This is a genomic window from Mesorhizobium sp. M1163, assembly GCF_040318415.1.
GTDB lineage: Bacteria > Pseudomonadota > Alphaproteobacteria > Rhizobiales > Rhizobiaceae > Mesorhizobium.
Map to the genome: position 1 here is coordinate 32808 of NZ_JAMYMF010000013.1, position 14669 is coordinate 47476.

Genomic DNA, 14669 nt, shown 5'->3' on the forward strand with positions numbered 1-14669 from the left:
TTCCCCTCCTCACGGTTCGCAGCTGACGGCTGGGGTTCTGAGCGGCAAGGTCATCTTGCAGCAAGGGTAGTAGCCACCCTTGTCGCGGTCGGACTGCCTGTAGAAGCAGAGCCCGACATCGACCCTGTCGCCAGGATAATGGCCGGTGATACCTATCGTGAATGGCGCGCCGGGCGCATGCGACAGGGGCGAAGTCACCCCGACGCCAGGCGTCCTGGACAGAGCCTTGATCGAATCGCCGCCGAAGCCGGTATGGTCATGAAGATAGAGATCGGCCTCGAGGCCGGAGGGGGTGCAGAAATACTCGACGTCCTCGACATCAAGGCAAGGAGGCAGATTGCCGGGGGGCGGGAAGTCCGGCGGATAGAACGGTGGCAGATAGCCGCCCGGCACCTGCTCGTAATAGCCGGCACGGCCTTCGCAGGGGCGCCAGACCTCGACGTCGCCGACATGGCCTTCCACTTCCGGGTCTTCGAAATAAGTGTCGAAATCGACGAACCACGAGCCGAAAGGCGGCACGTTGGCCGGCCTGACCAGCGCCGTCGGCGTGATCTGCACGCCGTGCACGGCAAGCGGCCCCCCGGCTGCGAGCTGTTCGGCGAGCGCCGGGTTGTCGCGCAACTTGTCGCCGGTATCGACCAGCGTGTCGGTGCAGATGCCGGTATCGAGATTGCCTTCGGAATCGTAGCCATATTGCAGGTCGAGGCCGCCGGCCGACTGCCGGTTGTCTTGCGGGAAGCCGACCGCATATTCCTGCGGCACTTCCACCCAGACCGATTCCGTTGCCGGATCGTCCGGATTTTCGCGCCAGTAGCGGATGACCTCACCCTTGCCGGAATCGGCGAACTGGCTGTAGTCGTAGCGGTTTTCCACCGGGCCGCGCTGAGCCAGATACATGAAGCCCTTGTTGTCAAAGGCGATGTCGGTGACCGCGTAATCCTTGTCGGCCTTGACGGTCAGCTCCCAGCGCGGGTCGCCGAAGCTGCCGTCGCCGGCAATGCCCACCGACCAGATCTCCGCCTTTTCCCCGACCGAGTAATAGAGCCGGCCGCCACGATAGGCGACCGACCAGACGCGGCGCTCGTCCTGTGTGTAGCCCCAGCTATCGGGGTCCTCGCTGTCGAAGGCAGCACCCTGGATGTCCATCACCGAGCCGTCGTCGGCGACTGGGGGCAGCCCGTGCGCCGGGCGGCCGGCGACGCCGTGGTCGAACGTGTCGACTAGCGCGCCATTGGCGTCGATGCGGTGGATAAGGCCGGTGTCGAGATCGCTGGCGAAGAACTGGCGGTGGATATTGTCGAAAGTGACGTCGCCGATGCCGGGACCGCTATTGGCGTCGATATCGGCGAATTTCGAGACGGCGCCGGTGATGCCATCGATCTTCCAGATCGTTCCGGGGCCGCCGCCGTTTTCGGTGCCGAACTGGCCGTCCATGAAGACCGCGTCAGCCGTGCCGCGGCGCTGCCGCTCCGGCCGGCCGTCGGCGTCGCCGTCTGGTGTGACGATGCGGATGCCGTGCAGCGAGGTGGCGCCGGCATAGAGGTTTGGAATGGCCGAGGGAACGCCGTCGCGCACGCCGTCGTCATAAGTGATGCCGAACACCTGGCCGATTTGCTCGGCCGTGACCTCGAAGGGTGGCGGGGTGAAGACCAATTGGCCAGACGCCGGCCCGCCCAGCCTTGAAACGTCGAAGACGCGCAAGGTTGCGCGCGCCGTGTCGATGAAGGTCTCGTCGACCGGATCGACGCCCGGCGGCAGGCCTTCCTCGAAATTGGGGATGATGGTGCCAGAGAATCCGGTCACTGCCATCGAGCCGGGATAGATGATCTGGGTTTCCTGGGCCTGTGCCGAGCCGCCGAGCCAGAGCCCAGCGGCGAGTGCCAAGGCCGATAATCCGCTGGCAGCCTGGATTGCGCGGCGCAAATGGCCGGCACGAGAGCGCACGGACGCGCCATGGTCGCAAGACATGGATCTCCCCCCACAGGTCATGGGAGAAACATCCGGTCTCGGCGCGCAAATCAGGGCAAGGCGCGGCGTTCCGGCACGTTCATCCCTGATCGAATTGTCTGCTTTCCTCACCGTCATGATACGCCGGCGTCCGCGCAGGGTCAACGGAACCAGCGGAAAGCCCAGCGCATCGACCCGGTCCCGAAGGCGACTGTCGCGCTGAGTTCCTGCTGTTCCCGGAGACCATCGAGCCTCTGGATCTGTGGTCATGGGGCTTTCCTTTCCGGGGCCGCACCACGCGGCACCTGAGCGTCAGTCGCGAGGTGAGGCGGAAAGGTTCATGGACCGGGGGCCGGGCCGGCTGGATCACGGCCGGAAAATACGGGCCTGCCGGTCCCGAATCCGATCAACCGCGATGAATGGTGAACGCCTTGCGCAGAATGCTTGCGCGCCACGCAGCCTGTTCTTATATACGCGCCAAGCCGTCCAGCGCCGAATGCCGGTTGCCGGAGCGGAATTTCTTGTGAACAGGGGCTTTCGTCGGAACGCCTGTACGGGTCCTGAGAGCCTGCTTAGCGGAGAGATTAGAGAAATGGCAAAAGTAATCGGTATCGATCTGGGAACAACCAACTCCTGTGTCGCCATCATGGACGGCAAGGAATCCAAGGTCATCGAGAATGCGGAAGGCGCGCGCACGACCCCTTCGATCGTCGCCATCAACAGCGACGGCGAGCGCCTCGTCGGCCAGCCGGCCAAGCGCCAGGCGGTCACCAATCCTGAAAACACCATTTTCGCGGTCAAGCGCCTGATCGGCCGCCGCTATGACGATCCGGTGACGGAGAAGGACAAGAAGCTTGTCCCCTACAAGATCGTCAAGGGCGACAATGGCGATGCCTGGGTCGAGGCCGGCGGCAAGAACCAGTCGCCCAGCCAGATCTCGGCGATGATCCTGCAGAAGATGAAGGAAACGGCGGAAGCCTATCTCGGCGAAAAGGTCGAGAAGGCGGTCATTACCGTTCCGGCCTATTTCAACGACGCCCAGCGCCAAGCCACCAAGGATGCAGGCAAGATCGCCGGCCTGGAAGTGCTGCGCATCATCAACGAGCCGACGGCGGCAGCACTTGCCTATGGCTTGGACAAGAAGGAAGGCAAGACGATTGCCGTCTATGACCTTGGCGGCGGCACGTTCGACATTTCGGTGCTCGAAATCGGCGACGGCGTGTTCGAAGTGAAGTCGACCAATGGCGACACCTTCCTCGGCGGCGAGGATTTCGACATGCGTTTGGTCGAATATCTGGCGGCCGAGTTCAAGAAGGAACAGGGTATCGACCTGCGGAACGACAAGCTCGCCCTGCAGCGCCTCAAGGAAGCGGCTGAAAAGGCCAAGATCGAGCTGTCGTCCACCACGCAGACCGAGATCAACCTGCCCTTCATCACCGCCGATGCCAGCGGCCCCAAGCACCTGACGCTAAAGCTGACGCGTGCGAAGTTCGAGAGCCTTGTCGAAGATCTCGTCCAGCGCACCATCGAGCCCTGCAAGGCGGCGCTCAAGGATGCCGGCCTCAAGGCCGCTGAGATCGACGAGGTCGTTCTGGTCGGCGGCATGACCCGTATGCCCAAGATACAGGAGATCGTGAAGCAGTTCTTCGGCAAGGAACCGCACAAGGGCGTCAACCCGGATGAGGTCGTCGCACTTGGCGCTGCCATCCAGGCCGGCGTGCTGCAGGGCGACGTCAAGGACGTGCTGTTGCTCGACGTGACGCCGCTGTCGCTCGGCATCGAGACGCTGGGCGGCGTATTCACGCGGCTGATCGAGCGCAACACGACGATTCCGACGAAGAAGAGCCAGGTGTTCTCGACGGCTGAGGATTCGCAGTCGGCGGTGACCATCCGCGTCTTCCAGGGTGAGCGTGAAATGGCCGCCGACAACAAGGCGCTCGGCCAGTTCGACCTGGTCGGCATCCCGCCTGCGCCGCGTGGCGTGCCGCAGATCGAGGTCACGTTCGACATCGACGCGAACGGCATCGTCAACGTTTCGGCCAAGGACAAGGGCACCGGCAAGGAGCACCAGATCCGCATCCAGGCGTCTGGCGGCCTTTCGGACGCTGACATCGAGAAGATGGTCAAGGATGCCGAGGCCAATGCCGAAGTCGACAAGAAACGTCGCGCACTGGTCGAGGCCCGCAACCAGGCCGAGGCTCTGGTGCATTCCTCGGAGAAGTCGCTGAAGGACTATGGCGATAAGGTCTCGGAGACCGACCGCACGGCGATTGCCGATGCGATCGCGGCGTTGAAGACCGCTGCCGAAGGCGATGATGTGACCGAGATCGAGGCCAAAACGCAGACGCTCGCCGAAGTCTCGATGAAGCTCGGCCAGGCGATGTACGAGGCTTCGCAGAAGGAAGCCGCCGAGGCCGACGCCAAGGCTGATGCCGCCAAGGACAGCGATGTGGTCGATGCCGATTTCGAGGAAATCGACGAAGACGACGAGAAGAAGAAGTCGGCCTGAACCGCCTGACGGTACAGGTAAGCAAAAAGCCCGGCGCACAGCCGGGCTTTTTTGCAACCCTTTGCCGGAAAAACGCCGAGCTACCCGAAAAAATGCGGACAAAGCCTCGTAGACACTGGCATCCCGGCTCCATCACACCTAAATCGGAACAGCGTGCCGGCAAACGACGCAACGATACTTCAAGACGTTGACTATCCGGACTGCGGGAAAACATGAAAGCTGATTTTTACGAAACGCTGGGCGTGCAAAAAGGCGCCGACGAGAAGGAGCTCAAGAGCGCTTTCCGCAAGCTGGCCATGCAGTTCCATCCCGACCGCAACCCAGGCGACCATGCCTGCGAGCACAAATTCAAGGAAATCAACGAAGCCTACGAAACGCTGAAGGACCCGCAGAAGCGTGCCGCCTATGACCGCTTCGGCCACGCCGCCTTCGAGCACGGCGGCATGAATGGCGGGGCGCAAGGCTTTGGCGCCGGCGGTTTCGCCGACATTTTCGAGGACATTTTCGGCGACATGATGGGCGGGCGCCAGCGCCGCTCGTCCGGCGGCCGCGAGCGCGGCGCCGACCTGCGCTATAATATGGAAATCACGCTGGAAGAGGCATTTTCCGGCAAGACCGCGCAGATCCGCGTGCCGGCCTCGATCTCGTGCTCGGAATGCTCGGGCAGCGGCGCCAAGCCCGGCACCCAGCCCGTCACCTGCTCGATGTGCAACGGCCACGGCAAGGTGCGCGCCACGCAAGGGTTCTTCTCGATCGAGCGCACCTGCCCGCAATGCCAGGGGCGCGGCCAGACCATCAAGGACCCATGCCCGAAATGCGCCGGCCAGGGCCGCGTCACCGAGGAGCGCTCGCTGTCGGTGAACATCCCGGCCGGGATCGAGGACGGCACCCGCATCCGGCTTGCCAATGAGGGCGAGGCCGGCCTGCGCGGCGGCCCGTCGGGCGATCTCTACATCTTCCTCGCGGTCAAGCCGCACGAGTTCTTCCAGCGCGACGGCGCCGATCTTTATTGCAAGGTGCCGATCTCGATGACGACCGCAGCGCTTGGCGGCTCCTTCGAGGTGACGACATTGGACGGTACCCAGACGAAGGTGAAGGTGCCGGAAGGCACTCAGAATGGTCGCCAGTTCCGCCTCAAGGGCAAGGGCATGCCGGTGCTGCGCCAACCTAATATCGGCGACCTCTACATCCAGACCGTGGTCGAGACGCCGCAGAACCTTTCGCGCCGCCAGCGCGAATTGCTGGAGGAATTCGAACAGCTTTCCTCAAAGGACAATTCGCCCCAATCGAGCGGATTTTTCGCCCGGATGAAGGACTTTTTCGAAACGTTCGGCGAGCATTGAAGCTCATCCCTGGAAACGCTTCCCGAGCGTCATCAACACCTTATCCGGGGATTCGCCTTGTCTTGCACCTCGTAGCTGATAAGTAGCATGCGAGGGAGCGTTGAGGAGGACTTTCGATGACGCGTAGTCCCGGACTGCGAAAGACACTGGCGGAAAAGTTCGATGACGAGCTGAAGTTCTTCAAGGGCTGGATCGACAAGCCGAAGGCGGTCGGTTCGATCGTCCCGACCAGTTCCATCACCGCGCGCAAGATGGCCTCGATCGTCGACCCGAAATCCGGCCTGCCGGTGCTCGAGGTCGGGCCCGGCACAGGCGTCATTACGCGCGCCATCCTCGCTCAGGGCATAAAGCCTGAAAATCTCTACGCGGTCGAATATTCCACTGATTTCGTGCGCCATCTGCGCCAGCTTTATCCAGGCGTCAACGTCATCGAGGGCGACGCCTTCAATCTCGACGCGACGCTCGGTGACAAGCGCGATCTGGTCTTCGATTCGGTGATATCGGGCGTGCCGCTGCTCAACTTCCCGGTCGCCCAGCGCATCGCCTATGTCGAGAGCCTGCTCGACCGCATCCCGGCGGGCCGGCCGATCGTGCAGCTGACTTACGGGCCGCTGTCGCCGATCCCTCCGGGCCGCGGCGACTATACGGTCGAGCATTTCCATTTCGTCATCCGCAACATTCCGCCGACGCAGCTTTGGATCTACCGGCGCGGGGCCGCTTGAATTGCAGCGTTGGGTTTGAATAGCACTTGTCTTATACCCATCGGGTGACAAGGCAGACCCCATGGCTGTGATCCCGAAAATTCTCGTCGTCGCCGGTTCGGTGCGCAGCGGCGCCTATAGCGCCAGGACCGCCGACGTTGCGCAGAAGGAACTTGCCATGCAGGGCGCGGAGGTGACCCGCATCTCGCTCGCCGACTATCCGTTGCCGATCCTCGACCAGGATCTGGAAAAGGAAGAAGGCATTCCCGAAAACGCCTTCAAGCTCGGCCGGATGATCGCCGCCCATGACGGGCTGCTGATCGCGACGCCCGAATATAACGGCTCCATTCCGCCGCTGCTCAAGAACACCATCGACTGGGTGAGCCAGCTGCGCAAGGATGGCGGCCGGACGTTCAGGCCGCTTGCCGGCAAGGTCGCCGGCCTCTGCTCGTCTTCCAACGGGCCCTTCGGCGGGATACGCTGCATCAACCATCTGCGCGCCGTTCTGGTGCGCTGCCGGATGGAGGTGGTGACACCGGAATGCTCGGTGCCGGAGGGCGGCAACGCCTTCGACGACGAGGGCAACTTCAGGGACGAGAGACTACGCCAATCGATGGAGCACCTATGCCGAACGCTGATCGAAACCTCGCGCATGCTGTCGACGCGGATCGAGGCATGATCCCGGACGCCGCGCATGCCGACACGATGCGGGAAAGGCTGATCGTCGGCCTCGACCTGCCGACGCTGAAGGAAGCCGAGAAAGCGGTGCGCGAGCTCGACGGGATCGTCTCCTTCTACAAGATCGGTTACCAGCTCGCCTTTGCCGGCGGGCTCGACTTCGCCCGCGAGCTGGCCAGCGGCGGCACCAGGATCTTTCTCGACATGAAGCTGCTCGACATCGACAACACGGTGGCCAAGGGGGTCGACAACATCGTCAGAATGGGCATGAGCATGCTGACCATCCATGCCTATCCGAAGACGATGAAGGCAGCGGTCGAGGCTGCGAAGGGCAGCGACCTTTGCCTGCTCGGGGTCACCGTGCTGACCTCGATGGACGAGCAGGACGTGATCGACGCCGGCTATGAGTATGATCCGCATACGCTGGTGCTGAGGCGCTCCGAGCAGGCGCTGCATGCCGGCATGGGCGGCATCGTCTGCTCGGCCGAGGAAGCCGAGGCGGTGCGCCGCATTGTCGGCCCCGACCTGGCAGTGGTGACGCCGGGAATCCGGCCGAAGGGCGGCGACCACGGCGACCAGAAGCGGGTGGTGACGCCGGCGCAGGCGATCCGCAACGGCTCCAGCCACCTCGTGGTCGGCCGGCCGATCGTCGGCGCGGCCGACAGGCGGGCGGCGGCCGAAGCCATCCTCGATGAAATGCGCTCGGCCTGACGCCAAGAATTAACGCGGAGAAAAACCATGCCCAAGGGATACTGGATCGCTCGCGTCGACGTGCGCGATGCGGAAGGCTACAAGGACTATGTCGCAGCCGCCAAGCTGGCCTTCGATCGCTTCGGCGCCAAGTTCCTGGCGCGCGGCGGCGCGCATGAGAAGGCCGAGGGGCCGGGCCGAGACCGCAATGTGATCATCGAGTTTCCGTCGCTTGCGGCGGCGCATGACTGCTACCACTCGCCCGAATACCAGCGCGCGGTCGCGATCCGCCAGAAGGTAGCTGATGGCGAAATCGTGCTGGTCGAGGGGATTTAGGCGAGAAGTCGGTTCATCGCGGTTTCAGCCATCGCATCGGCGAGGCTCAGGCCCCATTGCCGGCGACAGTAATCGCGGAAATCGAAGCAGGGCATGCCGGGGCAGACCTCGAACTCGATGAGGTGCACGCTGTCGTCGGCTTCGACCCGAAAGTCGATCGAAAACACATCCCGCAGGCCAAGCCCGATCATCAGGCTTTCGGCGATGCGACGAATTCTTGCATCCGCTCGAGGCTGGCTGGCGTCAACGGGAAGCAGCAACGGCTCAGCGTAATTTCCCTCGGCTTTCGCCGCTACACCGGTATCGCCGTAAAGCGCCAGGCTGTCCTGCATGGTCTGGAAATCGCTGCCCGAATCGACAAGGGCGATGCCGAGCGCCTCGGCGCCGGTATCCGGCTTCAATCCGAGAAAACTGGCGCGCGCGTTGCGGCCGGCGACATAGGGCTGGACCACGACATCGTCGCGATAGGCGGCGAAGACGCGCCGGCTAAGCTCCAGCGCGTGGCCGAGATCGGGGCAGCGCGAATCCGGCCAGATGCCGATCTTGGCGCCGAGCCGGTTCGGCTTGACGAACCAGCCGGCGGGCGAGTCCGGCGGCGCGACCAGCCAGGCTCCGTCACGGGCAAGGCCCGCCCGCGGCACCGGCAAGCCAAGCGCGCCGAGCACGGCGCCGGAACGGAACTTATCCTGACAGAGCGCAAAAAGCGCATCGTCGGCGCCGATCGCCTTCAGGCCGTTCAGCCGTGCCAGAGCTGGTGCCGCGCCGCCGCGGAAATAGGCGATGCCGTCGGTCAGCGTCCAGACGAGCGTGGTCTTCGGGTCCTCGCCGGCGAGAACGCTTGCGGCGTCGTCGAGTGTCACCGGCGCAAACGACAAGCCGCGCTTCTGGCAAGCGGCGGCAAGTGCGTCGAATTCAGCAGCGATGTCGGTCGATTGCGCCAGATAGGAGGCGATTTCGACGGCACGCTCCGGCACGTGGTTATCGGCGACCAGCCGATCGAAGCAGGCCTTTTCCGGCTCGTAGACAAGGATCAGCTTCGGCTTGCGGCTTGACATGGGTGGAACGGCTCCTGGCAGCACGATTGCCTACCATCGCACGGGAAACGCATTCGGCTTGCGCGGAACCGACGTTGATCGGACGCCTGCACGACAGCAAGCGCACCATCTTCTTGTTTGACCATGATCTTTTCCGAACCAAAGGTTCGGGACCATGGTCTAGCCAATCAGCACGCGCGGCTCGAAGCGACCATTGACTGGAATGTCGAGCATAAACGTCATGCCGGCTTGCGGGTCGAGCAGGCGCTGCTTCTCGCTCTTGCCGGACCAGGCGGAGGTGACCGCGATCCGGTCGGCATTCCTGCCGACAAAAGCCGGACAGGACGGCTGCGTCGCCGGCATCGCCACCGAACGGACAAGCTTGCCGTCGGGTCCATAGGCTTCGACGACGCTGCCGCCCCAGCAAGCGTTCCACAATATGCCGTCGCGGTCGAGCACCGAACCATCGATATAGCCCTTGGCCGAACGGTGATCGACGAAGACCTTCGGTTCGCCAACCGGCAGGCCGGTCGCAGGATCGCAGCCGACGCGCATCAACAGCCCGGTGCTGGTGTCGGTATAATGGGCGATAGTCCCATCTTCGGAAAAGCAGATCGAATTGGGCACCGTGAGATCCGCATAGAGCCGGCGCAGCTCGCCCTTGAAGAACCAGTAGATAGAACCGGCGGCCTTCTCCTCGCCCTTACCCATGGTGCCGACCCAGAGGGCGCCGCAAGGGTGAACGCGGGAATCGTTCGAGCGGGTGACCGTATTATCGGCCTCGATCGGCGTGTGCAGCGTCAGCTTGCCGGTCGCGACATCGCGGACATGCAGGCCGGTCTCGGTGGCGATCAGCTGGCGTTGGTCGTCGACGATGGCGATGGCGCTGGCCATCTGACCGAGCTCGTGGATTTTGACCGCACCGCCGGACAAGCGCTGTTCCAGGAGCTGGCCGTTGACGATGTCGAACCAATAGAGCGTGTCCGTGGCAGGGTCATAGCTTGGCCCCTCGCCGAGTTGGCAGACATGGTCGGAAAAAACCGAAACGATGGTCTCGCTCATCATGCCGCTCCAAACGCCGCGTCCCAGGCCACGACCGCAGCCTTCGCCCGTGCTGCCACTTCGTCGATGCTCATGCCCGGCTTGAACAGGCTGGAGCCAAGACCGAAGACGGTGACGCCGGCCGCTTTGTAGCCGGCAAAGTCCTTGTCCGAAACGCCGCCGACGGCGCCGACCAGCACACTGGCTGGCAGCACCGCGCGCATCGCCGAAATGCCCGCCGCGCCAAGCACGCTCGCCGGGAAGAATTTCAATGCCGAGGCGCCGAGCCGGATTGCTTGAAATGCCTCGGTCGGCGTGAACACGCCGGGCATCGTCACCATGCCGTACTGCATGGCACGGCCCATGACCTCGGCATCGATATTGGGGCTGACCAGCAGCCGCCCGCCGGCCTTGTGCAGACCGTCGACATCGGCGGCGGTGAGCACCGTGCCGGCGCCGACCAGCGCCGTCGGAGGAAGCGCTTCGACAATACTGGCGATGGAAACAAAAGGCTCGGGCGAGTTGAGCGGCACCTCGATTGCTTCGATGCCGGCGCCGAAGATCGCCTGGCCGATCGCCACCGCCTCGCTTGGCTTGAGCCCACGCAGGATCGCGACCAGACCCCGCTTGAGCTTTGGAAAAGGTGCGGTTTCGGTCATGCGGCAACTCCATTTTTGGCGATCATGCCATTTTCGCCCGCGGCTTCGGCAAGGCCGGCACGCACCGCCTCATCGGCGTCGACCGCCCTGAAAGCGAGCCCGGCAAGGCCGAGCGCCTCGGCATAGAGCCTGCCGAGTGCGCCCGATGCGATCAGCACGACGGGCACGGCGCTTGCCCCATAGCGGCTATTTGCCGAAGCGATCTCGCCGCCGATCAGCAGGCCGGACAGAGAGGCTGCGGCATCTTCGGGCTTCAGGTCCTGCAACAGGCTGGCGGCGCGGATCGAGAACAGTCTTGAAACGATGTCACCGCCCTCGGCCAACGCCTTCAGGCACCAGTCCCGGAAAAACGGACTTTCGGCGGCAACCGGCTGCGGCGGCTCGCCCAGCGAATGGCGCAGGATCGAGTGCGCAGCCAGCACCGAAAACAGCTCGCCGGTCGGCCAGGTGCCGAAGCCGGCAATGGAACCGTCCTCGACCGGCACCCATTTCGAATGGGTGCCGGGCATGCAGACGAGGTGGCGTCCCTGTGCCGGCAAACCGGCGCCGGCAAGCTGCGTTTCCTCGCCGCGCATGACGTCAGGTGCATCGGCAAGGCGTTGGGCAAGGCCGGGCACGATGCGGATGTCGCGGCGCTGGCCGGGGATGCGGGCAGCGCCGGCGAGGATAGCGCCGATCGGCGCCGGCACGCTGACATAGGGCGCCTCCAGCCAGCCCTGGCGCGAACCGGCCATCCCGCAAATGATGACCGGCAGCGCCTCGGGGGCACCCATGGCAGCCAGATGCCCTTCGAGAACGGACGAAAATCCTTTAGCCTGGGCGGTGATCAGCCCGTCATCGCCGCGCCGCTCGGCGAGAACCTTGCCGGCGCCGTCGAGCAGCCACACCCTCATCCGGGTGGTGCCCCAGTCGACGGCCGCGACAGAAGGGGCCTTGCTCGATGAGATCACAGGAACCCCCCGTCGACGATCAGCATCTGCGCGGTCAGCATGCGTGAAGCATCCGACGCCAGGAACAGCACGGTGCCGACAACGTCTTCCGGCTGCATCACCTCTTTGACGCACTGCTTGGCGACGTGGGCGGCGAGCGCCTGTTCGGTGACCCAGAGCTTTCTCTGTCGCTCGGTGATCACCCAGCCGGGCGCGATTGCGTTGACGCGAATGCCGTCGACGCCGAGCTTGCCGGCAAGACCCTTGGTGAGGCCGACGATGCCGGCCTTGGCGGCGGTATAGGCCGGCATATCGGGATGGTTGATGAGAAACGAGGTCGAGGTGAAATTGATGATCGAGCCGCCACCGGCCCGCTTCATGCCCGGCGCCACCGCCTGTGCGCTGAAGAAATGCGGGCGCAGGTTGATGGCATGATTGTTGTCCCAGAACTCGACCGTGACGTCTTCGACGGTATGACGGTCATCCTGCGCGGCATTGTTGACCAGCACGGTCACGTCGCCATGCGCCTCGGCGGCTTTGGCAACTGATAACCGCAATGCCTCGATATCGCGTATATCGGTCTTGAGATAGAGCGGCCGCCGGCCGAGCTCCTTGTCTAACCGATCGGCCAGCGCCAGGCTCGGACGGTCGGCGATATCGATAAAGGCGACCTTTGCCCCCTGGCGGATAAATCCCTCGGTCAAGGCGGCTCCAATGCCGGAGCCGCCACCGGTGATCAGCACCGAAGCGCCTTCGAGGTCGGCAAAGCGTGCCGATGGCATCATGAATTCTCTCCCGGTCCAACGATCTCGGTCTGACCGGCGCGCATCCTATCCAGCCATGTCGGGCGGGCAAGGGCGAAAGAGTGGATAGTCGGGACTTATGTCCGACAAAAGGCCGCACGCGCCCCCGATCGATCAGCCGCCCAGCCGGACGTGGTACAATTCGACGGCGGCTCCGCTGGTCCCGGCAACCGGCTCAAGCCATTCCGGTACGCTGCCGCGCATCAACCCGGCGAGAAAACCTGCCGGCGCCTTGGCGGCGAGGAGCTTGCTTTCGGGGCTGCCGGGGCACAATGCGACGAGGCCGACGTGATGATCCGCCAGGATTGTCCTGGCATCGGCATCGGACCCAAGGAAGGCATCGAGCGCCAGCAGGTTGCCGGCGACGTTGCGATGATAAGGCCCGGCGAAGACGCGGTGTCCGGAATAGGCCAGGATCGGCGATCCGAGATTGGAAATTGCCAGCACCGTGGTGCCGGGCAGGCGGCCAAGCGCCGCAAAGGAGGCCATGCGCTGGCAAGCGACATCGGCGCCGTCGCCATTATCGGCGGCGGTATTGCTGTCCTCGAAGGCGACCGAGGTCGCCGCGGCAGCCCCAGTCCAGACGGCATTCACCGAAACCAGCCAGACGGCGGCCATGCGCAGCGCCACGCCGCGCGACGGGCTGGCCTCGGCCCGTTGACGCCATTTGGCAATCCAGGCAGCAAGCGGGATGACGGCGAAGGCGATCGAGAATGTCGAACCGCGCACCTGCCAGGCACTGACGATGAAGGCCACGACAAGCAGCGTGCCGACAAGGCTGTCCTGCCGCCGCCAGCCGCCACGGCCAAGGCGAAGCGCCATCAGCACGAGCGCGATGAGCGGCGTAGCATAGCGCGCCACCACCCCGGCCGGATCTTCAGCGAGAAGCTTGAACAGCGATTGCGCCTCGTCGATGTGATCAAGCCATAGCTCCTTGAGGCGCGGATCGAGGTTGGCATAGGGCGCTGCCAGGCATTGCGGGAACAAAAAGACGACGACTGCGGCCAATATCAGGGCAAGCAGGCCAAGCGAGGCGATGCGCCGTTGGCGCGTGCGGCCAGCGGGCTCGACCGACGCTATCGCCGCAAGGCCGGTTCCGGCAATCGCTGCGACGACGAACTGCACGGTCGAGAAGGCGTCGCATTGCGCCTGACCCCAGGCGGACGGTGCGATGGTGGCGACAAAGACGAGAGCGGACACGCCGGCAAAGCCGAGGCCGAAATCCCTGGCAATCGGCCTCTCGCCATCGGCGTCGAGGGCAAACAGCGTGGCGACAGAGGCGCCGATGGTGGCGACATAAGGCGCGGTTTCCATGCCGACGGCCAGCATCAATCCGGCGCACAGGCCGGAGAGTAGTGCCGCCGGCCTGCGCAACGGCGCTTCAAGCAGAAGGCTCAGGCTGGCCATGCTCAGCATCAGCTGGACATTGTGGTGATCGAGCGCGCCAGGCGAAAAAATGCCGAGGAAGTGCAGTGCGGCGGCGCCGACGACGACAGCGGGCAGCACGGCGCCGTCACCAGCAAAGCTGCGCGCGGTGCGAGCGGTGAAAAACACGGTCAGGCAAAAGAGCAGCGCCGGCCACAGCACTTGCGCAAAATTCTCGGCAAAGACCGTGCTCCCGGTCAGGGCCGACACGGCCGTGATGGCGGCGATCGGCGCATCGACCAGCCGCGACCAGTGCATGACGAAGCCGCCTTCCAGGCCCATCCTGTACTGGTGCAGATCGAACCAGCTTTGGCCTGCCAGCATGTCGCGAACTTCGACAAGGCGCAGCAGATTGTCGTTGTCGCCGCCGGCATTGGTCAGTTCCGGGAAACCGGCAAAGGCATTGACGGCAAGCGCCAGCAGCGTGGCAAGCAGCGCCAGCGCGATATCGGACCTCCAAATGGAGGCGCCATCGTCGGCTGTGCTCATATCAGGACCTTTGGAAGGAATACGGGGCGGTTTAAACCTAGCCTTAACAGCTTCAATAAATAGTAAAGCCGCCCCGAGCGAGGCC

At 64.0% G+C, this 14669-nt stretch carries 13 protein-coding genes; 6 read left to right on the forward strand and 7 right to left on the reverse strand.

Translation table 11 applies throughout. From position 1 onward, the window contains the following. Positions 1–9: 9 nt before the first annotated feature. The gene (locus tag NKH43_RS14455; RefSeq protein ID WP_502895966.1) at positions 10–2217 is read right to left on the reverse strand and encodes a hypothetical protein; all 2208 of its coding nucleotides are present in this window, start codon (positions 2215–2217) and stop codon (positions 10–12) included. Positions 2218–2539: 322 nt separating this feature from the next. On the opposite strand from NKH43_RS14455, the gene dnaK reads away from it, so the two are divergent. The 6 genes from dnaK to NKH43_RS14485 all read left to right on the forward strand — a co-directional run bounded on the left by dnaK (position 2540) and on the right by NKH43_RS14485 (position 8204). Beyond that, positions 2540–4456: a molecular chaperone DnaK gene (dnaK, locus tag NKH43_RS14460; protein ID WP_023718912.1), complete on the forward strand. Its 1917-nt coding sequence runs from the start codon at positions 2540–2542 to the stop codon at positions 4454–4456. A gap of 212 nt (positions 4457–4668) precedes the next feature. After that, the gene (gene dnaJ / locus NKH43_RS14465; RefSeq protein ID WP_023679852.1) at positions 4669–5799 is read left to right on the forward strand and encodes a molecular chaperone DnaJ; all 1131 of its coding nucleotides are present in this window, start codon (positions 4669–4671) and stop codon (positions 5797–5799) included. Between the two features lie 116 nt (positions 5800–5915). After that, a complete protein-coding gene (pmtA, locus tag NKH43_RS14470) occupies positions 5916–6521 on the forward strand; it encodes a phospholipid N-methyltransferase PmtA (RefSeq protein ID WP_023718911.1) in 606 nt (201 codons plus the stop codon). Positions 6522–6582: 61 nt separating this feature from the next. Further along, the gene (locus NKH43_RS14475) at positions 6583–7179 is read left to right on the forward strand and encodes an NADPH-dependent FMN reductase (protein ID WP_352858746.1); all 597 of its coding nucleotides are present in this window, start codon (positions 6583–6585) and stop codon (positions 7177–7179) included. Next, positions 7176–7889: an orotidine-5'-phosphate decarboxylase gene (gene pyrF, locus NKH43_RS14480; RefSeq protein ID WP_352858748.1), complete on the forward strand. Its 714-nt coding sequence runs from the start codon at positions 7176–7178 to the stop codon at positions 7887–7889. Before NKH43_RS14475 ends, pyrF begins: the two co-directional genes overlap by 4 nt. 27 nt (positions 7890–7916) lie before the next feature. Further along, positions 7917–8204 (forward strand): DUF1330 domain-containing protein, encoded by a 288-nt coding sequence (locus tag NKH43_RS14485; RefSeq protein WP_023718908.1) that lies wholly within the window; start codon positions 7917–7919, stop codon positions 8202–8204. On the opposite strand, the gene NKH43_RS14490 is transcribed toward NKH43_RS14485, so the two are convergent. The 6 genes from NKH43_RS14490 to NKH43_RS14515 all read right to left on the reverse strand — a co-directional run bounded on the left by NKH43_RS14490 (position 8201) and on the right by NKH43_RS14515 (position 14584). Beyond that, on the reverse strand, positions 8201–9259 hold the full coding sequence (locus NKH43_RS14490; RefSeq protein WP_352858750.1) for a D-alanine--D-alanine ligase family protein: 1059 nt from the start codon (positions 9257–9259) through the stop codon (positions 8201–8203). The genes NKH43_RS14485 and NKH43_RS14490 overlap by 4 nt on opposite strands. Before the next feature lie 159 nt (positions 9260–9418). Then, positions 9419–10300 (reverse strand): SMP-30/gluconolactonase/LRE family protein, encoded by an 882-nt coding sequence (locus tag NKH43_RS14495; protein WP_352481401.1) that lies wholly within the window; start codon positions 10298–10300, stop codon positions 9419–9421. Further along, positions 10300–10938 (reverse strand): 2-dehydro-3-deoxy-6-phosphogalactonate aldolase, encoded by a 639-nt coding sequence (locus NKH43_RS14500; protein ID WP_023718905.1) that lies wholly within the window; start codon positions 10936–10938, stop codon positions 10300–10302. Before NKH43_RS14500 ends, NKH43_RS14495 begins: the two co-directional genes overlap by 1 nt. Then, positions 10935–11885 (reverse strand): 2-dehydro-3-deoxygalactonokinase, encoded by a 951-nt coding sequence (locus NKH43_RS14505; RefSeq protein ID WP_352858841.1) that lies wholly within the window; start codon positions 11883–11885, stop codon positions 10935–10937. Before NKH43_RS14505 ends, NKH43_RS14500 begins: the two co-directional genes overlap by 4 nt. After that, positions 11885–12652, reverse strand: coding sequence for an SDR family NAD(P)-dependent oxidoreductase (locus NKH43_RS14510; protein WP_352640350.1), 768 nt, complete (start codon positions 12650–12652; stop codon positions 11885–11887). Before NKH43_RS14510 ends, NKH43_RS14505 begins: the two co-directional genes overlap by 1 nt. 132 nt (positions 12653–12784) lie before the next feature. Then, on the reverse strand, positions 12785–14584 hold the full coding sequence (locus tag NKH43_RS14515; protein WP_352481399.1) for a GtrA family protein: 1800 nt from the start codon (positions 14582–14584) through the stop codon (positions 12785–12787). Positions 14585–14669: the final 85 nt, after the last annotated feature.

Bases quoted from the DNA above. Each gene is read 5' to 3' on its own strand.
- NKH43_RS14515 (WP_352481399.1), bottom strand. From the start codon at position 14,584: ATGAGCACAGCCGACGATGGCGCCTCCATTTGGAGGTCCGATATCGCG.
- pyrF (WP_352858748.1), top strand. From the start codon at position 7,176: ATGATCCCGGACGCCGCGCATGCCGACACGATGCGGGAAAGGCTGATC.
- dnaK (WP_023718912.1), top strand. From the start codon at position 2,540: ATGGCAAAAGTAATCGGTATCGATCTGGGAACAACCAACTCCTGTGTC.
- NKH43_RS14485 (WP_023718908.1), top strand. From the start codon at position 7,917: ATGCCCAAGGGATACTGGATCGCTCGCGTCGACGTGCGCGATGCGGAA.
- NKH43_RS14495 (WP_352481401.1), bottom strand. From the start codon at position 10,300: ATGAGCGAGACCATCGTTTCGGTTTTTTCCGACCATGTCTGCCAACTC.
- dnaJ (WP_023679852.1), top strand. From the start codon at position 4,669: ATGAAAGCTGATTTTTACGAAACGCTGGGCGTGCAAAAAGGCGCCGAC.
- NKH43_RS14500 (WP_023718905.1), bottom strand. From the start codon at position 10,938: ATGACCGAAACCGCACCTTTTCCAAAGCTCAAGCGGGGTCTGGTCGCG.
- NKH43_RS14475 (WP_352858746.1), top strand. From the start codon at position 6,583: ATGGCTGTGATCCCGAAAATTCTCGTCGTCGCCGGTTCGGTGCGCAGC.
- NKH43_RS14455 (WP_502895966.1), bottom strand. From the start codon at position 2,217: ATGACCACAGATCCAGAGGCTCGATGGTCTCCGGGAACAGCAGGAACT.
- NKH43_RS14510 (WP_352640350.1), bottom strand. From the start codon at position 12,652: ATGATGCCATCGGCACGCTTTGCCGACCTCGAAGGCGCTTCGGTGCTG.
- pmtA (WP_023718911.1), top strand. From the start codon at position 5,916: ATGACGCGTAGTCCCGGACTGCGAAAGACACTGGCGGAAAAGTTCGAT.
- NKH43_RS14490 (WP_352858750.1), bottom strand. From the start codon at position 9,259: ATGTCAAGCCGCAAGCCGAAGCTGATCCTTGTCTACGAGCCGGAAAAG.